The sequence below is a fragment of the Streptomyces sp. NPDC088147 genome, assembly GCF_044741565.1.
Lineage (GTDB): Bacteria > Actinomycetota > Actinomycetes > Streptomycetales > Streptomycetaceae > Streptomyces.
Genome location: NZ_JBIUSY010000002.1, coordinates 1,225,471 through 1,245,236, shown reverse-complemented (window position 1 = coordinate 1,245,236; position 19,766 = coordinate 1,225,471). Strand labels below are relative to the sequence as shown.

Here is a 19,766-nt window from a genome sequence, read left to right as displayed (position 1 = left end):
GTCAGGGACTCGCGATGGAGGCGATGATTCCGATGATCACCATGATGCCGATGATCGCGCCGAAGACGAGGAGCAGCTTCCGCTGGCCGTTCTGGGGATTCGGGTCAAGGACTGGCATACGGTCAGTCTCGCATCCGCGCCTCGTCCTCTATCGTCCGGTCCCTGCCCGCCACGATGCCCGCCACCATCTGCGGCAGCAGGAACGTCGCCATCAGCGCGATCGGCAGCCCGGGGCCACCGGTGTGCTGGTACAGCACACCCACCAGCAGCGGGCCCGGGATCGAGATCAGGTAGCCGGTGCTCTGGGCGAAGGCGGAGAGCCGTACGACGCCCGCGCCGGTCCTGGAGCGCATGCCGATCATGGTGAGGGCCAGCGGGAAGGAGCAGTTCGAGATGCCCAGCAGTACGGCCCAGACCCAGGCGCCCTCGGCCGGGGCGAGGTACAGGCCCGCGTAGGCGCTCAGTCCGCAGAGCCCCAGGGCGATGACGATCGGGCCCTGGTTCCTCATGCGCGCGGCCGTCCGTGGGATCACGAAGGCCAGTGGCACCCCCATCACCATGATCACGGCGAGCAGCAGCCCGGCCGTACCCGCCGAGATCCCCGCGTCGCGGAAGATCTGCGGCATCCAGCCCATGGTGATGTACGCGCCGGTGGCCTGGAGGCCGAAGAAACAGGCGAGCGCCCAGGCGGTACGGCTGCGCCCGAGCCTCAGCCCCGGAGTCGAAGCCGAAACCGAAGCCTGGGCCGGGCCCGGGACCATGGCCGCGTGCGACCGCGAAGACGAAGACGACGGCGAAGACGACGGCGGCGCGGAGGTGCCGCGCTCGCGTACGAGACCGAGCCAGGGCACGACCGCGCTCGCCGCGAGCACGGCCCACACGCCGAGCCCCGTCCGCCAACTGCCGCCCAGCGCCTCGGTCATGGGGACGGTCACGGCCGCCGCGAGCGCGGTGCCGAGCGCGAGCGCCATCGAGTACAGCCCGGTCATCGTGCCGACACGGTCGGGGAAGTACCGCTTGACGATCACCGGCATCAGCACGTTGCTGACGGCGATCCCCATGAGCGCGACCGCGCTCGCCGCGAGGAAGCCGGCCGTGCCGCCCGCGAAGGGGCGGATCAGCAGCCCCGCCGTGATCGCCACCATGCCCGCGCAGACGACCGCGCCGGGGCCGAAGCGCCGGGCCAGCCGGGGCGCCGCGAAGCCGAAGACCGCGAAGCAGAACGGTGGTACGGAGGTGAGGACACCCGCGACGCTCCCGCTCATGTGCAGCCCGTCCCGTACCTCTTCGAGCAGCGCGCCGAGGCTGGTGATGGCGGGGCGGAGATTGAGGGCGGCGAGGACGAGCCCGGCGACGAGAAGCCGCGTGAACCAGACCCCGGTCCGTGGCCCCGGGGAGTCGGCGGACGCGGTCACGGACGCGGCCGGGCCCAGGGACTTCGTGAGCGCCGGTGACCCGGGGGTCTGTGGTGGCGGTGACGGCTGTATCTGCTGTATCTGTGTCTGCGGCTCGTCGGACATGGAGCCATCATAGAATCATGGGATGATTGGTTGTCCACGGACGAGGAGCACCATGCCGCTGAACTCCCCCCGCCGCTCCGCGCTCTCCGACCAAGTGATCACCGAGCTGCGGAATCAGATCACCTCGGGCGAATGGCCGGTGGGCTCGCGTATCCCCACCGAACCGGAGCTGGTCGAGCTGCTCGGTGTGGCCCGTAACACCGTCCGCGAGGCGGTGCGCGCGCTCGCCCACAACGGACTGCTGGACATCCGGCAGGGCTCGGGCACGTATGTCGTCGCGACCAGCGAGCTGGCGGGGGTGATGCACCGCAGGTTCGCGACCGCCGATCCGCGGCATGTCGTCGAGCTGCGCTCCACGCTGGAGTCGTCGGCCGCGCGGATGGCGGCGGAGCGGCGTACGGAACGGGATCTGCGCCAGCTGGACACGCTGCTCGCCCGGCGCGAGGAGGCATGGGCCTCGGGCGACGCGGAGATCTTCGTCATGGCCGACGCGAGCCTGCACATGGCGGTCGTCGCGGCCTCGCACAACGATGTGCTGACCGCGGTCTACGGGGATCTGGGCCATCTGCTGCGCGACCAGCTCCGCGACAACGTGGGGCGGGAGCTGCGGCCGGAGAACCATATGGACCACGCGCGGCTGGTGGCGGCGATCCGGGCGGGCGACGTGGAGACGGCGGGGGCGGAGGCCGCCAGCCATGGTCTCGACTGCCTGGGGGAACGGGTCTGAGCCACGCCGCCCGGTACGCGCGGCTCCTCAGAACCCCTCAGGCCGCTCAGGCCGCTCAGGCCGCTCAGGGCCGCTCAGGGCCGCTCAGGGCCGCTCAGGGCCGCTCATGGGTGATCCATACCTCGCGTATCTCCTTCCAGCACCGGTCCGTCAGCTCGGCGTATCCGGCCGGTGCGACCTCCACGGGCGCGCTGTCGGCGTCGATGTCCCACCAGCGCGCGCACTCCACGTGCAGCCGTATCCGGTCGGTCTCGGGATACGGGTTGTGGCAGGACGCGGTGGCCCGCGAGCCCTCTATCGTCGTACGGCAGGAGGCGTGGAAGCGGTCGGGGTCACCGGGCTTCGCGACGGCCCCGGCGCCCGGCGCGCCGGTGAGGGAGACCGCGAGTCCCGTCGTGAGCAGAGCGGCTGTCGTGAGCGCTGTCGTGAGAACTGTCGTGAGCGCTGTCGTACGGCGACGCTGCGGGCGCATACGCACACACCTCCTCGCCCCCTCCCCCACGATGACCGGATGACCCCGGTCCGCTCAGTGTGCGGTGCGTCGCCGCTCTTTTCGACTCGGGCGGGCGCGGGCCTCATGACCCGCCCGTCACGCGCGGAAGCCGCGCGCCGTCTCCTGGACGGTCACGCGGCTTCCGGGGTACGCGAGCGGTACGGGCGTCAGGCGCCCATCATGTGCACGCCACCGTCGACATGGACGATCTCGCCCGTGGTCTTCGGGAAGAAGTCCGACAGCAGGCCCACGATCCCGCGCCCGGCCGGCTCCGGGTCGGTGAGGTCCCAGCCGATCGGCGCCCGGTGGTTCCACACGTCCGCCAGCTCCTCGAAGCCCGGGATGGACTTGGCGGCCATCGACTTGAGCGGACCGGCCGAGATCAGGTTGCAGCGGACATTCCGCGCACCCAGGTCACGGGCGATATAGCGGCTGGTCGACTCCAGCGCCGCCTTGGCGACCCCCATCCAGTCGTACTTGGGCCAGGCCACCTGCGCGTCGAAGGTCAGCCCGACGACCGAGCCGCCGCGTCCCATCAGCGGCAGACAGGCCATCGTCAGCGACTTCAGCGAGTACGCCGAGACGTGCACGGCGGTGCCGACGTCCTCCCAGGTGCCCTCCAGGAAGTTGAAGGCGCCCTGCGGACCGAAGGCGATCGAGTGCACGACGCCGTCGAGCCCGGCGCCGCCCTCGCCCTGGATCTCCCGGATCCGGTCCGCCAGCCCGTCCAGGTGCTCCTGGTTGGTGACGTCCAGCTCGATGACCGGGGCGGGCTTGGGCAGCCGCTTCGCGATGCGCTCGACGAGCGTGAGCCGGCCGAAGCCGGTGAGGATGACCTCCGCGCCCTCCTCCTGCGCCACCTTGGCGGCGTGGAAGGCGATGGAGGACTCGGTGAGAACACCCGTGACCAGAATGCGCTTGCCGGCGAGGATTCCACTCATGTGATCAGTGACCCATGCCCAATCCGCCGTCAACGGGAATGACGGCTCCAGTGATGTACGAGGCGTCGTCGGAGGCGAGGAACCGCACCGTGGCGGCGATCTCCTCCGGCTGCGCATAGCGGCCGAGCGGTACCTGCGAGACGATGCCCGCGCGCTGCTCGTCGGTGAGCACCTTCGTCATGTCGGTGTCGACGAAGCCGGGCGCGACGACATTGAAGGTGATGTTCCGCGAGCCCAGTTCGCGGGCGAGGGAGCGGGCGAAACCGACCAGACCGGCCTTGGAGGCCGCGTAGTTGGCCTGCCCCGCCGAGCCGAGCAGCCCGACCACCGAGGAGATCAGGACGACCCGGCCCTTCTTGGCGCGCAGCATGGCGCGGTTGGCGCGCTTGACGACCCGGAAGGTGCCGGTGAGGTTGGTGTCGAGCACGGAGGCGAAGTCCTCCTCGGACATCCGCATCAGCAACTGGTCTTTGGTGATACCGGCGTTGGCCACCAGCACCTCCACGGGACCGTGCTTCTCCTCGATCTCCTTGTAGGCCTGCTCCACCTGCTCGGTGTCGGTGATGTCGCAGCGGACCGCCAGGCAGCCCAGCTCCGTCAGGGCCCGCGGCGGCTCGCCGGACCGGTATGTGATGGCGACCTTGTCACCGTTTTCCGCGAAGGCGCGGGCGATGGCGAGGCCGATGCCCCGGTTTCCTCCGGTAACGAGAACCGAGCGGCTCAACGGATCAGCCTTTCCCTAGCGGTCTTCCAGCTGTCTGGTACGTCGAAAACCTATCGGTACCGTGCCTCTCGCGGAGAATCGACCCCTGACAGCGCCTCGGTGACGACCCTGTTGGATCCCTACAGAAAGTGGTGGGCAAGGGCCCGCCGACGCGACATGATCAGGTCGACCAGTCTCGACGACAGGAGACATCAGTGCCTCATTCCATCGACGAAGCCTTCACGGCGCTGCCACTGCGGGCGCTCGCCGACGCCGCGCTCGCCAGGGCCCGTGCGCTCGGCGCCGATCATGCCGACTTCCGCTTCGAGCGGGTGCGCGGCGCGGCCCTGCGGCTGCGGGACGGCAAGCCCGCCGGCTCGTCGGACACCACCGATCTCGGCTACGCGGTCCGGGTGGTGCACGGAGGCGCCTGGGGCTTCGCGTCCGGGGTCGATCTCTCCATGGACGCGGCGGCACGGGTCGCGGGACAGGCCGTGGCGATGGCGAAGCTGTCCGCGAAAGTGATCGCCGCGGCGGGGTCCGACGAGCGGGTCGAGCTGGCCGAGGAGCCGGTGCACGCCGAGAAGACATGGGTGTCGGCGTACGAGATCGACCCGTTCGAGGTGCCCGACGAGGAGAAGACCGGGCTCCTGGCGGAGTGGAGCGGGCGGCTGCTGCGGGCCGACGGCGTCGCGCATGTGGACGCCTCGCTGCTCACCGTCCATGAGAACAAGTTCTACGCGGACACCGCGGGCACGGTCACCACCCAGCAGCGCGTCAGGCTCCATCCGCAGCTCACCGCCGTGGCGGTGGACGGCGAGAGCGGCGAGTTCGACTCGATGCGCACGATCGCCCCGCCCGTCGGCCGGGGCTGGGAGTACCTCACCGGGACCGGCTGGGACTGGGACGCCGAGCTGGAGCGCATCCCCGGGCTGCTCGCCGAGAAGATGCGCGCGCCGAGCGTCGAGGCGGGCACGTACGACCTGGTCGTCGACCCGTCCAACCTGTGGCTGACGATTCACGAGTCGATCGGCCACGCCACCGAGCTGGACCGGGCTCTGGGGTACGAGGCGGCGTACGCCGGGACCTCGTTCGCCACGTTCGACCAGCTGGGGAAGTTGGCGTACGGCTCCTCGGTGATGAACGTGACGGGCGACAGGACCGCGGAGCACGGTCTCGCCACCATCGGGTACGACGACGAGGGCGTCGAGGCGCAGTCGTGGGACCTGGTCAAGGACGGCACGCTCGTCGGCTACCAGCTGGACCGCAGGATCGCGAAGCTCACCGGCCTCGGCCGCTCCAACGGCTGCGCGTACGCGGACTCGCCGGGCCATGTGCCCGTCCAGCGCATGGCGAACGTGTCGCTGCGGCCGGATCCGGGCGGGCTGAGCACGGAGGATCTGATCGGCGGGGTGGAGCGCGGGATCTATGTGGTCGGCGACCGGTCGTGGTCGATCGACATGCAGCGCTACAACTTCCAGTTCACGGCGCAGCGCTTCTTCCGTATCGAGAACGGCAAGCTGGCGGGCCAGCTGCGCGATGTCGCGTACCAGGCGACGACCACGGACTTCTGGGGCTCGATGGAGGCGGTCGGCGGACCGCGGACGTATGTGCTGGGCGGCGCCTTCAACTGCGGCAAGGCGCAGCCGGGGCAGGTGGCGGCGGTCTCCCACGGCTGCCCCTCCGCCCTGTTCCGCGGCGTCAACGTTCTCAACACCACGCAGGAGGCCGGACGATGAGCGCCACGACCGTTGTCGGCCGGGGGTCCGGGGGTCGCCTCCCGGGACAGCACAGTCTCAACACCACGCAGGAGGCCGGACGATGACCACCAGCTCTGTCAGCAAGCCGCACGAGATCGTCGAGCGTGCCCTCGAACTGTCCACCGCCGACGGCTGTGTGGTCATCGCCGACGAGCAGTCCTCGGCCAATCTGCGCTGGGCGGGCAACGCGCTGACGACCAACGGGGTCACCCGGGGCCGGACGCTCACCGTCATCGCGACCGTCGACGGCGCGCAGGGCACCGCGTCCGGGGTCGTGTCGCGCTCCGCCGTCACCGCCGCTGATCTGGAGCCGCTCGTCCGGGCCGCCGAGGCCGCCGCGCGCGCGGCCGGGCCCGCCGAGGACGCGCGGCCCCTGGTCGACGGGGGTCAGGTGTCCGGGGACTTCACCGACGCGCCCGCCGAGACCACCTCCGCCGTCTTCGCGGACTTCGCGCCCGCGCTCGGTGAGTCGTTCGCCCGTGCCCGAGCCGGCGGCCGTGAGCTGTACGGGTTCGCCAACCATGAGCTGACCTCGACCTATCTCGGTACGTCCACGGGTGTACGGCTGCGCCATGACCAGCCGAGCGGGACGCTGGAGCTGAACGCCAAGTCGCCCGACCGCACCCGCTCGGCCTGGGCCGGCCGGTCCACCCGTGACTTCAAGGACGTGGACCCGGCCTCCCTCGACACCGAGCTGGCCCAGCGGCTGGCCTGGGCTGAGCGGAAGATCGAGCTGCCCGCGGGCCGGTACGAGACGCTGCTGCCGCCGACCGCCGTGGCCGATCTGGTGATCTACCAGCTGTGGTCCTCGTCCGCCCGTGACGCGGCGGAGGGCCGTACGGTCTTCTCCCGTCCCGGCGGCGGCACCCGCGTCGGCGAGAAGCTCTCCGAGCTGCCGCTGACCCTGCGCAGCGATCCGCACGAGCCGGGCCTGGAGTCCGCGCCGTTCGTGATCGCGCACTCCTCCGGGGACGACGCCTCCGTCTTCGACAACGGTCTGCCGCTGACGGCGACGGACTGGGTACGGGACGGCGAGCTGGCGCATCTGATCACCACCCGGCACAGCGCCGGGCTGACCGGCCTGCCGGTCGCACCCGGCATCGGCAATCTGGTGCTGGATGCCGGGGGCGAGCGTTCGCTGGAGGAGATGGTCGCGGACACCGGGCGCGGGCTGCTGCTGACCTGTCTCTGGTACATCCGCGAGGTGGATCCGGCGACGCTGCTGCTCACCGGGCTGACCAGGGACGGCGTCTATCTCGTCGAGAACGGCGAGGTCGTCGGCGAGGTGAACAACTTCCGGTTCAACGAGTCGCCGGTCGATCTGCTGTCGCGGGCCTCGGAGGCCGGGCGTACGGAGAAGACGCTGCCGCGCGAGTGGAGCGACTGGTTCACCCGGGCCGCGACGCCCGCCCTGCGTATCCCCGATTTCAATATGAGCTCGGTCAGCCGGGGTGTATGACCCCCATACACTGGCCGGTAGTCCCTACCAGTGAACCGTTCGAGGAGAGAGACGACCGTGACGGACATCGTCGACGAGCTGAAGTGGCGCGGGCTGTTCGCCCAGTCCACTGACGAGGACGCTTTGCGCAAGGCGCTCGCGGACGGTCCCGTCACGTTCTATTGCGGCTTCGATCCCACAGCGCCCAGCCTGCATGTCGGACACCTCGTGCAGGTGCTGACCGTACGCAGGCTCCAGCGGGCGGGGCACCGGCCGCTGGCGCTGGTGGGCGGGGCCACCGGTCAGATCGGTGATCCCCGGCCGACCGCCGAGCGGACGCTGAACGACCCGGAGACGGTCGCCGGCTGGGTGCGGCGGCTGCGGTCCCAGATCGAGCCGTTCCTGGACTTCGAGGGTCCGAACGCGGCGACCATGGTCAACAACCTGGACTGGACCGCGTCGCTGTCCGCGATCGAGTTCCTGCGGGACATCGGCAAGCACTTCCGGGTGAACAAGATGCTCACGAAGGACTCCATCGCCCGCCGGCTGGAGTCCGACGAGGGCATCAGCTACACCGAGTTCAGCTACCAGCTGCTCCAGAGCATGGACTTCCTGGAGCTGTACCGCCGCTACGGCTGTGTCCTCCAGCAGGGCGGCAGCGACCAGTGGGGCAATCTGACCGCCGGTCTCGATCTGATCCACCGCCTGGAGCCGGGCGCCACCGTGCACGCGCTGGCGACGCCGCTGATGACGAAGGCGGACGGAACCAAGTTCGGCAAGACCGAGGGCGGGGCGGTCTGGCTCGACCCGGAGATGACCACGCCGTACGCGTTCTACCAGTTCTGGCTGAACGTGGACGACCGTGACATCTCCGCGTACAGCCGCATCCTCAGCTTCAAGAGCCGGGAGGAGCTGGAGGAGCTGGAGCGGGCGACCGAGGAGCGTCCGCAGGCCCGTGCGGCCCAGCGGGCGCTGGCGGAGGAGCTGACGACGCTCGTCCACGGCGCCGGCCAGTGCGCGGCGGTCGTCGCGGCGTCCCGGGCGCTGTTCGGCCAGGGTGAGCTGGCGGGGCTCGACGAGGCGACGCTGGGCGCGGCGCTCTCCGAGCTGCCGCGCGCCGAGGTCGCCGAGCCGGCGTCGGTGGTCGATCTGTTCGCCGAGACGGGTCTGGCGCCGAGCAAGTCGGCGGCTCGCCGTACGGTCAAGGAGGGCGGGGCCTACGTGAACAACGTCAAGGTCGCCGACGCGGACGCGGTACCGGACCGTACGGAGCTGCTGCACGGCCGCTGGCTGGTCCTCCGTAGGGGCAAGAGGAATCTGGCCGCGGTGGAGGTCGCCGCGGGCTGACCCCGGATCCCGTGGGCTGACCCGGATCCCGTCGGCCGGCCCGGATCCGGCCGGGCCGGCCCCGGGGCCGTACGGCTCGCTCGTGGGGCGCGTACGGCTGTGGCCTACGGCTCTTCTCGCCCACGGCTCACGACTCACGGCTGCGGCCGGGCATGCGCACGCGTGCCCGGCCGTAACCGTCCCGCCCTGTCTCCGTCCTGCCCTGTCCCCGTCCCGTCCGCGCCGGGGGCGGCGCCCGGTTCAGACTCTCTGCCGGCTGCCGCGCTTGTTGCCGCGGATGGAATTCCAGAGCATGTTGCCGAAGAAGACGACGACGATGGCACCGATCAGCTGGAGCACATGGCGGGTCCAGTCCACTCCCTTGGTGTCCGCGACACCGATCCAGCCCGCGACCGCGTTGCCGAGGAAGCTGCCCAGGATGCCGCACAGGATCGTCAGCCACAGGGGGATGTGCTGCTTGCCCGGGATGATGGCCCGCGCGAGCAGGCCGAGCACCAGACCCACGATGATGACCCACAACCAGTTCATGGTCGCCTCCTCACACGGCGCGATATGCGCGTGATCGCCAGTCTGGGGCGGTCCGCCATTCGGCGCATGTCGGACACCGCCGTACGTGGCGGGAAGGCGGCGTCGCGGACAGGATGGGACTGCCCCCGCTCTCGTGGCCGCCGGGGTCCCGGCGTACCGTTGTCCACGTCCGGTCCGGGGAGAGTTCCGGCGAACGTCCGGCACAGAATCGGGTGGTGGGAACGTGGTGCGGAAGCAGGGCGGCACGGAGGTCTTCCGGATCACGGGAGCCCGGCAGGGACTCGCCGAGGACGTGCGCGGCCGGCAGCGCCGGTATGTGATCTCGATGTCCGTACGGACGCTCGCGGTCATCGCGACCGTGGCGCTGTGGAACGTGGAACGGCCGGTCGCGATCGTGACGCTCGCGCTGGGGGTGCTGCTGCCGTACGTGGCCGTGGTGATCGCCAACGGGGGCCGGGAGAACGTCACTTCGCTGCCCTCGGCCCATATCGCCCCACCGGCCCGTAGAATGATCGCGCCCCCTGTGGAACCTGCCGTGGCGGAAACCGGCCCCACGGCCGCCGAAGGGGACCGGCCAAGCGGTCCGTAACACTCCGCAAAGCTCAAGAAAAGCTCAGATCAATCGTGAAGTTCCGGTGCACGGCACCCCGTTGCCCGTGACATACTTTAAAGGCGCTCCGCATCCCCCGTCGGAGCGACGGACCGACGCCGGGCAGCTCCCCCCGTGGCTGCCCGGCGTCGCCATTTCCGGTGACGGACTGTGTCTTAGGGTGGTCGGGTGAACTTCCCCGACTCCCCCGATTCACCCGGCTCCCCCGATTCGCCCGGCCTCCCCGGCGCTCCCGGCTTTCCCGGTCTCCCCGGCTCTCCGGACAGCTCCGCCGGTGACACGGCCCCGATCTGTTCCGCCAAGGGGTGCCGCGCGCCCGCCGTCTGGGTCCTCGCCTGGAACAACCCCAAGCTGCACACGCCCGAGCGCCGCAAGACCTGGCTGGCCTGCGACGAACACCGCGAGCACCTCTCCTCGTTCCTGGGGATGCGCGGTTTTCTGAAGGACGTGGTGGAACTGACCGAGTGGGAGCGGAACTCAGCCACCGATCGCTGACATCGGCCGGTCGGGCTGGAGGAACGCCGCCGGATCGTCCAGACCGGAGCCGGCCTTCTTGCCCCACATCGCCGTCTTCCAGAGCGCGGCGATCTCCTCGTCCGGCGCGTCGGAGCGCAGCGCGGACCGCAGGTCGGTCTCCTCCTGGGCGAACAGGCAGGTACGGATCTGTCCGTCGGCGGTCAGCCGCGTGCGGTCGCAGGACTGGCAGAACGGGCGGGTGACGGACGCGATCACGCCCACGCGGTGCGGGCCGCCGTCCACCACCCAGCGCTCGGCGGGCGCCGTGCCCCGTACGGAGTCGTCCTCCTCGGTGAGCGCGAAGCGCGTGCGCAGCGAGTCGAGGACGTCACTGGCCGTTATCATGCCGTCGCGCTTCCAGCCGTGCTGGGCGTCGAGCGGCATCTGCTCGATGAAGCGCAGCTCGTAGCCGTGCTCCACGGCCCAGGCCAGCAGGTCAGGGGCCTCGTCGCCGTTCAGCCCCGGCATCAGGACGGTGTTGACCTTGACCGGGGTCAGCCCTGCCTCGTGGGCCGCGCGCAGACCGTCCAGCACGTCCTGGTGCCGGTCACGGCGGGTGAGGGCCTTGAAGACGTCGGGGCGCAGCGTGTCGAGCGAGACATTGACCCGGTCGAGACCGGCCGCCCGCAGTGCGGCGGCCGTCCTCTTGAGCCCGATTCCATTGGTGGTCAGCGACATCCGCGGGCGCGGCTCCAGCGCCGCGCAGCGCTCGACGATCCCGACGAGACCGGGCCTGAGCAGCGGTTCACCGCCGGTGAAGCGGACTTCCGTGATTCCCAGCAGCGTCACGGCGATACGGACCAGCCGGACGATCTCGTCGTCACTGAGCAGATCGGATTTGGTGAGCCACTGAAGGCCCTCTTCCGGCATGCAGTACGTACACCTGAGATTGCACCGGTCCGTGAGCGAGACGCGCAGGTCAGTGGCGATGCGACCAAAGGTGTCGACCAGCACTCCGGGCCACCTCCCTGTTCGGATACGACACGTTGAGCCTACGTCAGGCGACCGACATCGCCAGGGCCCGTATGTCACGAGGAGCGGCAAGGCCGCATCGTAGGACTCTACGATGCGGCCTTGATTCTGTATACCGTCTACAGAATCCGGGTGCTTCAGGGGGAGTGCCCGAGGCGGTCCGTTCCCGGGGGGTCAGTGCGCCGCCGTGCCGGTCAGGGACTTGACCTCCAGCTCGGCGTACTTGCCCTTGTCCGGCTCCTCCTTCGACAGCACGGTGCCCAGCCAGCCGAGCAGGAAGCCCAGCGGGATCGAGATCAGCCCCGGGTTCTCCAGCGGGAAGAAGTGGAAGTCGACACCCGGGAACATCGAGGTCGGCTTGCCGGAGACGACCGGTGAGAACAGCACCAGCAGGACGGACGAGGCCAGACCGCCGTAGATCGACCACAGGGCGCCCTGGGTGGTGAACCGCTTCCAGAACAGGCTGTAGAGGATCGTCGGCAGATTGGCCGAGGCGGCGACGGCGAAGGCGAGCGCGACCAGCCCGGCCACGTTCAGATCGCGGGCGAGGGCGCCGAGCGCGATCGAGACGATACCGATGGCGACGGTCGCCCAGCGGGCCGCGCGGACCTCCTCCTTCTCGGTCGCCTGTCCCTTGCGGATGACATTGGCGTAGATGTCGTGCGCGAACGACGACGAGGACGCCAGGGTCAGTCCCGCGACGACCGCGAGGATGGTGGCGAAGGCGACCGCGGAGATCACGGCGAGCAGGATCGCGCCCCCGGTGGAGTCGGCGCCGCCGCCGATCTCCAGGGCGGCCAGCGGCGCCGCCGTATTGCCCGCCTTGTTGGAGGCGATGATGTCACCGGGCTTGAGCAGGGCTGCCGCGCCGAAGCCGAGCACGATGGTCATCAGGTAGAAGGCGCCGATGATGCCGATGGCCCAGATGACCGACTTGCGGGCGGCCTTGGCGGTCGGCACCGTGTAGAAGCGGATCAGGATGTGCGGCAGCCCGGCCGTACCGAGGACGAGCGCGATGCCCAGCGAGATGAAGTCCAGCTTGGAGGTCTCGGTGGCGCCGTACTTGAGGCCGGGCTCCAGGAAGGCCGCGCCCTTGCCGCTGTTGCTCGCCGCCGTGCCCAGCAGGTCGGAGAGGTTGAAGTTGAACTTCCACAGGATCAGGAAGGTGATCAGCAGGGTGCCCGCGATGAGCAGCACGGCCTTGACCATCTGGACCCAGGTGGTGCCCTTCATCCCGCCGATCGTGACGTACACGATCATCAGCAGGCCGACCAGCGCCACGATGGCGATCTTCCCGGCGTCGCTGGTGATCCCGAGCAGCAGGGAGACCAGCACGCCCGCGCCTGCCATCTGCGCCAGCAGATAGAAGATCGAGACCACGATGGTGGAGGTGCCCGCGGCGGTACGGACCGGCCGCTGGCGCATGCGGTACGCGAGGACGTCTCCCATCGTGTACCGGCCGGAGTTGCGCAGCGGCTCGGCGACGAGCAGCAGCGCGACCAGCCAGGCGACCAGGAAGCCGATGGAGTAGAGGAAGCCGTCGTATCCGAAGAGCGCGATGGCGCCGGCGATACCGAGGAAGGACGCGGCGGACATGTAGTCGCCGGAGACCGCGAGACCGTTCTGGAAGCCGGTGAACTGGCGGCCGCCCGCGTAGAAGTCGGAGGCGCTCTTGGTCTGGCGGCCGGCCCAGACGGTGATGACGAGCGTCGCGACCACGAAGAGGCCGAAGAGCGTGATGATCAGCGGCCGGTGCTCGCCGGCGTCCGCGGCGGCGGCCAGCTGCTGCTGGACCGGGTGACTCATGAGGGGGAGCGGCTGGCTCATGCGTCGGCCTCCATGCGCGACTTGATGACGTCCGCCTTCGGGTCGAGCTTGCGCGACGCGTGCCGCGCGTAGAACCAGGCGATGAGGAAGGTGGTGACGAACTGCGCGAGGCCGAGGACCAGGGCCACGTTGATGTTGCCGAAGAGCTTGGTGCCCATGAAGCCGCCCGCGTAGTTGGACAGCAGGACGTACAGCAGGTACCAGGCGATGAAGGCGACGGTCAGCGGGAAGGCGAAGGAGCGGTACGTACGGCGCAGTTCGCCGAATTCCGCGCTCTCCTGCACCTCGACGAACTGGGCCGTGGTGGGCTGCGCCGTCGTGGGCCGGTCCGGCGTTGACTGGGCGGGGCTGGTGTCCGTACCGCCCTCGGGCGGCGGTGCATCGGAAGCCACGGAATCTCCTCGTGACGCGGGTGCGGTGGGGTGGGGCATCAGGGAAACCTCACAGGGGGTGCGGATGTGCTGGTCCCCCTGACAACGGCACGGAGGGCATGGCGACGCGGTTCAACACCGGGCTTTTTCTTCCAGTTTCTTCCAAAAATGATTCGGGAAGTGATTGATGGCCGGGGATCATCAGCGATAACTTCACTGGTCATGTACCCGTCCACGCGCACGCCTGCGTGCGGACGGTTCTTTCACGGATGATGTGGAGAACCCATGACTCATCTGAGATCCAGACGGCGGCGCATGCTCGCTCTGCCCGCAGGTCTGGCGCTCACCGTCTCGCTCGGCTTCCTGCCGACCGGTACGGCCACGGCCGCGACGGCGGCGGGCAGCGTCCCCGCCGCCGCGGTCGCGACGGACGGCCCGAAGCTGTCGTACGTCGTCAACACCAGCGGCGGACGTTCCACCGTCTCGTCGGTCAAGAAGGCGATCGCCAAGGCGGGCGGCGCGATCGTGACCTCCTATGACCAGATAGGCGTCATAGTCGTCACCTCGCAGAACCCCGAGTTCGCGAGGACCGTCCGCAAGGTCAGGGGCGTCGACTCGGCCGGTGCCACCCGCACCGCGCCGATGGCCGCGCAGTCCACGACGGACATCGGCGCCCCGAAGGTGCTGTCCGACAAGGAGGTCGCCGCCGCCACGGCGAAGGCCGCGGCGAACAAGGCCGCCGACCAGGACCCGCTGGAGCCGTTGCAGTGGGACCTGCCCGCCATCAAGGCGGACAAGGCGCACGAGAAGTCGCTCGGCAGCAGGAACGTCACTGTCGCCGTCATCGACACGGGTGTCGACGACACCCACCCGGACATAGCGCCGAACTTCGACCGCGCGGCCTCGGTCAACTGTGTCGGCGGCAAGCCGGACACGACCGACGGCGCCTGGCGGCCGGGTACGGGCGAGAGCCCGCACGGCACGCATGTCGCCGGTGAGATAGCCGCGGCCAAGAACGGCGTGGGCGTCACCGGTGTCGCGCCGGGCGTGAAGGTCTCCGGCATCAAGGTGTCCACGCCGGCCGGGTTCTTCTACACCGAGGCCGTCGTCTGCGGCTTCGTCTGGGCCGCCGAGCACGGCGTCGACGTGACGAACAACAGCTACTACACCGACCCGTGGTACTTCAACTGCAAGAACGACCCCGACCAGAAGGCTCTGGTCGAGGCCGTCTCGCGGGCCACCCGGTACGCGGAGAAGAAGGGCGCGGTCAACGTCGCCGCGGCGGGCAACGAGAACTACGATCTCGCGTCCGACTCGATCACCGACCCGTCCAGCCCGAACGACACCACTCCGGGCGACCGGGTCATCGACCCGTCCGAGTGCCTCGACATCCCCACCCAGCTGCCGGGTGTGGTGACCGTCGCGTCCACCGGCGCCAAGGGCCTGAAGTCCTCGTTCTCCAACTACGGTCTCGGTGTCGTCGACATCGCGGCCCCGGGCGGCGACTCCACGCGCCTCCAGACCCCGGCCCCGCCGGCCGTCAGCGGCCTGATCCTCGGCCCGCTGCCGGGCGGGCAGTACGGCTACATGGCCGGTACGTCGATGGCCTCCCCGCATGTCGCGGGCGTCGCGGCGCTGCTGAAGTCGACCCACCCGTACGCCTCGCCGCTGGTGATCAAGGCGCTCCTGTCGCTCCAGGCCGACGACACCGCGTGCCCGAAGCCGTACGACATCGACGGTGACGGAGAGGTCGACGCCGTCTGCGAGGGCGGCAAGCAGTACAACGGCTTCTACGGGGCGGGTCTTGTCGACGCCCTGGCGGCGGTGCGCGGGTAACCCCCGCACATAGCCACCGGGTGCCCTGAGCACCGTTCACGTAACGCCGTACCAGCGCGGGCCGTCCTCCGGGGCGGCCCGCGTTCGTACGGGCCGGCGGGAAGGCCGGACGGAGCGGCCGGCGTGCGGGGGCGGAACAGACCCGGTGAGCACGGAAGTTGTGGTGGCGCGTCTCGCGGGTACGGACCGGGTCGGGCCGTGCCCGGAGGCGGCGGAGCGCGGCGTGGCACAGGCGGTACGCGGACTTCGTGACGGCGTCCCCTCGCTCCCGGCCGCGTCATCCGGCGTGAGACCTCCGTCACCGTAAGGGTCTTGACGGAGCGACGGTCCGGACCCCGGCCGTGGCCGGTCCTCGCCGACCGGGCTGTGGGAGTGTCAGTCGCGGCCCGTATTCTCTGTGACCATGCTCGACGACCATACGACCGCAGCGACATGGCCGACCGCCTACCCCGACGGGTACGCGGTCGTCGACGTCGAGACCACCGGACTCGCCCGCGACGACCGGATAGTGTCCGCAGCCGTCTATCGCCTGGACGCCCGGGGCAATGTCGAGGACCACTGGTACACGCTCGTCAACCCGGAGCGGGACCCGGGGCCCGTGTGGATCCATGGGCTGACGACCGACGTCCTGGAGAGCGCCCCGCTCTTTCCCGAGATCGCCGGTGAGCTGGCCGCGCGGCTCGACGGGCGGGTGCTCGTGGCGCACAACGCGATCTTCGACTGGTCGATGATCGCCCGGGAGTACGCGCGCGCGGAGCGGACCGCGCCCACCCGGCAGCGGCTGTGCACCATCGCGCTCTCCAAGGAGCTGGCCCTGCCGCTGCCCAATCACAAGCTGGAGTCGCTCGCCGCTCACTTCGGTGTCGTACAGCAGCGCGCGCACCACGCGCTGGACGACGCGCGTGTGCTGGCCGAGGCGTTCCGGCCGAGTCTGCACGCGGCGGCCAGGGACGGCGTACGGCTGCCGCTGCTGGAGTGCCGGCCGCTCACGGAGTGGTCGGACACCCCGGCGCTGCCCCGGGTCGGCTATCAGTCCTCGTACCGGCAGACGAGCTGGCGGCCCTCGCGCAAGCGGCCCCCGTGCCCATATCCGAACCCGGGCCGGTACGTGCCGGGCGAGCGGCTGGTGCAGGGGATGCGCGTGGCGTTCTCCGGGGACACCTCCGTCGACCGCGAGCTGCTGGAGGACCGGGCCGTGGAGGCGGGGCTGCATATCGCGACGAGCGTGTCCCGGCTGACCAGTCTGCTGGTGACCAACGACCCGGGGTCCTCGACGTCCAAGACGGTCAAGGCCACGTCGTACGGGACGCCGGTCATCGACGAAGCGGCGTTCACCCAGCTGCTGCGGGACGTGGTCCCGGCGCCCTCCTCCCCCGTCCCGGCGCCCGCCGCCTCCGTCCCGGCGCCCTCCTCGCCCCTGCCGTCCCTCCCCTCGTCCACTTCCGTCCCCGCTTCCACGGCCTCGGACGGGTGACCGGGCGCGGCGGCGTGCACCCACCCCCCGTCGGATCCGCCGGGCGCCCGCCGGGTAACGTCGAAGGCGTGTACCGCTTCCTGTTGTCCCGGCAGTGGGTGATCCTCACCCTCCTCGGCCTCGCCCTCATCCCCGCGATGATCGAGCTGGGCTTCTGGCAGTACCACCGCCATGAGCACAAGGTCGCCCAGAACGCCCTGATCTCGGGGAACCTCGACGCGAAGCCCGTCCCGGTCACGGATCTGACGGCCCCCGGGCACACCGTCCCGCGCTCCGACTACTGGCGCCGTGTCACCGCCACCGGCACGTTCGACACCGCGCACGAGGTCGTCGTACGCCGCAGGACCTCCATCGACGACCGGGTCGGCTTCCACGTGCTGACCCCGTTCGTCCTGAAGGACGGCCGCGCGCTCATCGTGAACCGCGGCTGGATCCCCTTCGGCGACGACCAGCGGGCCTTCCCCGACATCCCGGCGGCGCCCAAGGGCGAGGTCACCCTCACCGGCCGGCTGAAGGCGGACGAGACGTCGGCGAGCAGCGGGATCAAGGACCTGCGGGATCTGCCGCCCCGCCAGGTCATGCTGATCGACAGCGCGCAGCAGCGGGAACAGCTGGGCCGTACCGTCCTCGGCGGCTACGTCGAGCAGATCTCGCCCGTACCGGCCGGCGGCAGCCCCGAGCAGATCCCGGACCCCGACGACAGCTCGATCGGGCCCCATATGGCGTACGCGGTGCAGTGGTGGCTGTTCGTGGCCGCCGTCCCCGTCGGCTGGGTCATTCTCGTACGGCGTGAGCTCCGCGACCGCGCGGCGGCGAAGGCGGAGGAGAGCGCCGCCGACGCGGAATCCGCGCAGGAACCCGCGGCCGTCTGACACCGCTGCTTAACGCCCGCGCGGTACGGGAACAGCCCTGGCGTGACCCAACACATCGAGGACTACGCACTTATCGGCGATCTCCAGACCGCCGCCCTGGTCGGCCGGAACGGCTCCATCGACTGGCTGTGCCTTCCTCGCTTCGACTCGGCCGCCTGCTTCTCCGCGCTGCTCGGGGGCGAGGAGAACGGCCACTGGCGGCTCGCCCCCACCGGTGCGCGTACATGTACGCGGCGCGCCTATGTGGGTGACTCGCTGGTGCTGGAATCCGTGTGGGAGACCCGTACCGGCACGGTCAAGGTCACCGATTTCATGCCGCAGCGCGACAGGGCGCCCGAGATCATGCGGATCGTGGAGGGTGTCAGCGGCTCGGTGGACATGAGCGCCACGATCCGGCTGCGCTTCGACTTCGGCTCGGTGGTGCCCTGGGTGCGGCGGGAGGGGGCCCACCATGTGGCGATCGCCGGCCCCGACTCCGTCTGGCTGCGCAGCGAGCCCTCGGTCAAGACCTGGGGGCAGCACTACAGCACACGGTCGTCGTTCACCGTGGGCGCGGGCGAGAAGGTGGCGTTCGTGCTCACCTGGCACCCGTCGCACAAGCCGCGCCCGCCGCGCGTCGATCCGCACGTGGCGCTGGCGCGCAGCCTGGAGGACTGGGAGAGCTGGGCGCGGCGTTGCCGCTACCACGGTCCGCACCGCACGGCCGTCATGCGCTCCCTGATCACGCTCAAGGCGCTCACGTACGGCCCGACCGGCGGGATCGTCGCCGCCCCCACCACCTCCCTGCCGGAGGAGCTGGGCGGCGTACGCAACTGGGACTACCGCTACTGCTGGCTGCGTGACTCCACGCTGGTCCTGGGGGCGCTGCTGTCGGTCGGCTATCTGGAGGAGGCGGCGGCCTGGCGCGACTGGCTGCTGCGCGCGGTCGCGGGCGATCCGGCCGACCTCCAGATCATGTACGGACTCGGCGGTGAGCGGCGGTTGCCGGAGAACGAACTGCCGTGGCTGCGGGGGTACGCGAACTCCGCGCCCGTCCGCACCGGCAACAACGCGGTCGACCAGCTCCAGCTGGATGTGTACGGCGAGGTGATGGACTCGCTCAATGTGGCGCGGACGGCGGGTCTCCCCGCGCAGCCGCACGCCTGGAACCTCCAGCTCAGCCTGCTGGGCTTCCTGGAGTCGAAGTGGCGCGAGCCGGACGAGGGCCTGTGGGAGGTGCGCGGGCCGCGCCAGCACTTCGTGCACTCCAAGGTGATGGCGTGGGTCGCCGCCGACCGTGCCGTACGGACGCTGGAGGACAATCCCTCGCTCAGCGGGGACGTCGGGCGCTGGCGCGCGATGCGGGACGAAGTGCACCGGGAAGTGTGCGAACGGGGCTTCGATCCGGAGCGGAACACCTTCACGCAGTCGTACGGCTCCGCCGACCTGGACGCGGCGACGCTGCTGATCCCCCGGGTCGGTTTCCTGCCGCCGGACGATCCGCGGGTCGTCGGCACGGTCGACGCGGTACGGGCCGAGCTGGGGCACGGCGGCCTCCTGCGCCGCTACAGCTCGACGGGGCCCTCGGTGGACGGGCTGCCGGGCGGTGAGGGAACGTTCCTGGTCTGCTCGTTCTGGCTGGTCGACGCGCTCCATATGACGGGGCGTACGGAGGAGGCGACGGAGCTGTTCGAGCGGCTCCTCGCCCTGCGCAATGACGTCGGGCTGCTGGCGGAGGAGTACGACCCGGTGGCGCGGCGGCAACTCGGCAACTACCCGCAGGCGTTCAGCCATATCGGACTGGTGGTGACCGCGTTGACCCTCGCCGGGGCGGACACGGCAGGATAGGACC

The 19,766-nt window shown here is 70.2% G+C and carries 19 protein-coding genes; 10 read left to right on the top strand and 9 right to left on the bottom strand.

Annotation, left to right across the window (positions count from 1 at the left end):
• Position 1: 1 nt before the first annotated feature.
• Both ACIOGX_RS10735 and ACIOGX_RS10730 read right to left on the bottom strand, forming a co-directional pair.
• Positions 2-118: an SGM_5486 family transporter-associated protein gene (locus tag ACIOGX_RS10735; RefSeq protein ID WP_129769705.1), complete on the bottom strand. Its 117-nt coding sequence runs from the start codon at positions 116-118 to the stop codon at positions 2-4.
• A gap of 4 nt (positions 119-122) precedes the next feature.
• Positions 123-1,520 carry a CynX/NimT family MFS transporter gene (locus ACIOGX_RS10730; RefSeq protein ID WP_401911954.1) on the bottom strand — a complete coding sequence of 466 codons (1,398 nt, stop codon included), beginning with the start codon at positions 1,518-1,520 and terminating at the stop codon, positions 123-125.
• 52 nt (positions 1,521-1,572) lie between these two features.
• Between ACIOGX_RS10730 and ACIOGX_RS10725 the strand changes: the two genes are divergently transcribed.
• Entirely contained in the window at positions 1,573-2,247 is a 675-nt protein-coding gene (locus ACIOGX_RS10725) for a FadR/GntR family transcriptional regulator (protein ID WP_401911951.1), read from the top strand.
• A gap of 94 nt (positions 2,248-2,341) precedes the next feature.
• Here ACIOGX_RS10725 and ACIOGX_RS10720 read toward each other — a convergent pair whose 3' ends face one another.
• The 3 genes from ACIOGX_RS10720 to fabG form a co-directional block, all read right to left on the bottom strand.
• A complete protein-coding gene (locus ACIOGX_RS10720; RefSeq protein ID WP_401763504.1) occupies positions 2,342-2,719 on the bottom strand; it encodes a hypothetical protein in 378 nt (125 codons plus the stop codon).
• A gap of 188 nt (positions 2,720-2,907) precedes the next feature.
• On the bottom strand, positions 2,908-3,681 hold the full coding sequence (fabI, locus tag ACIOGX_RS10715; protein WP_356517345.1) for an enoyl-ACP reductase FabI: 774 nt from the start codon (positions 3,679-3,681) through the stop codon (positions 2,908-2,910).
• Positions 3,682-3,685: 4 nt separating this feature from the next.
• Positions 3,686-4,405: a 3-oxoacyl-[acyl-carrier-protein] reductase gene (gene fabG, locus ACIOGX_RS10710; protein WP_356517343.1), complete on the bottom strand. Its 720-nt coding sequence runs from the start codon at positions 4,403-4,405 to the stop codon at positions 3,686-3,688.
• Between the two features lie 194 nt (positions 4,406-4,599).
• Here fabG and ACIOGX_RS10705 point away from each other — a divergent pair, with 194 nt between their 5' ends.
• From ACIOGX_RS10705 to tyrS, 3 genes are all read left to right on the top strand, one after another.
• Complete coding sequence (locus ACIOGX_RS10705; protein WP_356517341.1) at positions 4,600-6,123, top strand: TldD/PmbA family protein; 1,524 nt, start codon at positions 4,600-4,602, stop codon at positions 6,121-6,123.
• 82 nt (positions 6,124-6,205) lie between these two features.
• Positions 6,206-7,603 (top strand): TldD/PmbA family protein, encoded by a 1,398-nt coding sequence (locus tag ACIOGX_RS10700; protein ID WP_356517339.1) that lies wholly within the window; start codon positions 6,206-6,208, stop codon positions 7,601-7,603.
• Between the two features lie 57 nt (positions 7,604-7,660).
• Positions 7,661-8,929 carry a tyrosine--tRNA ligase gene (tyrS, locus tag ACIOGX_RS10695; RefSeq protein ID WP_356517337.1) on the top strand — a complete coding sequence of 423 codons (1,269 nt, stop codon included), beginning with the start codon at positions 7,661-7,663 and terminating at the stop codon, positions 8,927-8,929.
• A gap of 240 nt (positions 8,930-9,169) precedes the next feature.
• Here the strand turns inward: tyrS and ACIOGX_RS10690 are convergent, their stop codons facing one another.
• The gene (locus ACIOGX_RS10690; RefSeq protein ID WP_383972281.1) at positions 9,170-9,457 is read right to left on the bottom strand and encodes a GlsB/YeaQ/YmgE family stress response membrane protein; all 288 of its coding nucleotides are present in this window, start codon (positions 9,455-9,457) and stop codon (positions 9,170-9,172) included.
• A gap of 226 nt (positions 9,458-9,683) precedes the next feature.
• Here ACIOGX_RS10690 and ACIOGX_RS10685 point away from each other — a divergent pair, with 226 nt between their 5' ends.
• Complete coding sequence (locus ACIOGX_RS10685) at positions 9,684-10,046, top strand: DUF3099 domain-containing protein (RefSeq protein WP_383972371.1); 363 nt, start codon at positions 9,684-9,686, stop codon at positions 10,044-10,046.
• A gap of 309 nt (positions 10,047-10,355) precedes the next feature.
• Positions 10,356-10,562, top strand: a complete 207-nt coding sequence (locus ACIOGX_RS10680) for a hypothetical protein (protein ID WP_051746168.1) — start codon at positions 10,356-10,358, stop codon at positions 10,560-10,562.
• On the opposite strand, the gene moaA is transcribed toward ACIOGX_RS10680, so the two are convergent.
• The 3 genes from moaA to ACIOGX_RS10665 form a co-directional block, all read right to left on the bottom strand.
• Entirely contained in the window at positions 10,545-11,537 is a 993-nt protein-coding gene (moaA, locus tag ACIOGX_RS10675) for a GTP 3',8-cyclase MoaA (RefSeq protein WP_401911945.1), read from the bottom strand. The genes ACIOGX_RS10680 and moaA overlap by 18 nt on opposite strands.
• Before the next feature lie 192 nt (positions 11,538-11,729).
• Positions 11,730-13,382 (bottom strand): cation acetate symporter, encoded by a 1,653-nt coding sequence (locus ACIOGX_RS10670; protein WP_401911942.1) that lies wholly within the window; start codon positions 13,380-13,382, stop codon positions 11,730-11,732.
• On the bottom strand, positions 13,379-13,774 hold the full coding sequence (locus ACIOGX_RS10665; protein ID WP_356517331.1) for a DUF485 domain-containing protein: 396 nt from the start codon (positions 13,772-13,774) through the stop codon (positions 13,379-13,381). The genes ACIOGX_RS10670 and ACIOGX_RS10665 overlap by 4 nt, the downstream gene beginning before the upstream one ends.
• 264 nt (positions 13,775-14,038) lie before the next feature.
• Here ACIOGX_RS10665 and ACIOGX_RS10660 point away from each other — a divergent pair, with 264 nt between their 5' ends.
• From ACIOGX_RS10660 to ACIOGX_RS10645, 4 genes are all read left to right on the top strand, one after another.
• On the top strand, positions 14,039-15,589 hold the full coding sequence (locus ACIOGX_RS10660) for a S8 family peptidase (RefSeq protein WP_401911940.1): 1,551 nt from the start codon (positions 14,039-14,041) through the stop codon (positions 15,587-15,589).
• A 397-nt stretch (positions 15,590-15,986) separates the two neighbouring features.
• Positions 15,987-17,063, top strand: a complete 1,077-nt coding sequence (locus ACIOGX_RS10655; protein WP_401763487.1) for a DEDDh family exonuclease — start codon at positions 15,987-15,989, stop codon at positions 17,061-17,063.
• Between the two features lie 68 nt (positions 17,064-17,131).
• Positions 17,132-17,935 carry an SURF1 family protein gene (locus ACIOGX_RS10650; RefSeq protein WP_356517325.1) on the top strand — a complete coding sequence of 268 codons (804 nt, stop codon included), beginning with the start codon at positions 17,132-17,134 and terminating at the stop codon, positions 17,933-17,935.
• A gap of 42 nt (positions 17,936-17,977) precedes the next feature.
• Positions 17,978-19,762 (top strand): glycoside hydrolase family 15 protein, encoded by a 1,785-nt coding sequence (locus tag ACIOGX_RS10645; protein ID WP_401911936.1) that lies wholly within the window; start codon positions 17,978-17,980, stop codon positions 19,760-19,762.
• The last annotated feature ends 4 nt before the right edge of the window (positions 19,763-19,766 follow it).

Excerpts from the sequence above, each read along its gene's own strand:
- ACIOGX_RS10735 (WP_129769705.1), bottom strand. The coding sequence starts at position 118 with ATGCCAGTCCTTGACCCGAATCCCCAGAACGGCCAGCGGAAGCTGCTC.
- ACIOGX_RS10730 (WP_401911954.1), bottom strand. The coding sequence starts at position 1,520 with ATGTCCGACGAGCCGCAGACACAGATACAGCAGATACAGCCGTCACCG.
- ACIOGX_RS10725 (WP_401911951.1), top strand. The coding sequence starts at position 1,573 with ATGCCGCTGAACTCCCCCCGCCGCTCCGCGCTCTCCGACCAAGTGATC.
- ACIOGX_RS10720 (WP_401763504.1), bottom strand. The coding sequence starts at position 2,719 with ATGCGCCCGCAGCGTCGCCGTACGACAGCGCTCACGACAGTTCTCACG.
- fabI (WP_356517345.1), bottom strand. The coding sequence starts at position 3,681 with ATGAGTGGAATCCTCGCCGGCAAGCGCATTCTGGTCACGGGTGTTCTC.
- ACIOGX_RS10700 (WP_356517339.1), top strand. The coding sequence starts at position 6,206 with ATGACCACCAGCTCTGTCAGCAAGCCGCACGAGATCGTCGAGCGTGCC.
- ACIOGX_RS10690 (WP_383972281.1), bottom strand. The coding sequence starts at position 9,457 with ATGAACTGGTTGTGGGTCATCATCGTGGGTCTGGTGCTCGGCCTGCTC.
- ACIOGX_RS10670 (WP_401911942.1), bottom strand. The coding sequence starts at position 13,382 with ATGAGCCAGCCGCTCCCCCTCATGAGTCACCCGGTCCAGCAGCAGCTG.
- ACIOGX_RS10660 (WP_401911940.1), top strand. The coding sequence starts at position 14,039 with ATGACTCATCTGAGATCCAGACGGCGGCGCATGCTCGCTCTGCCCGCA.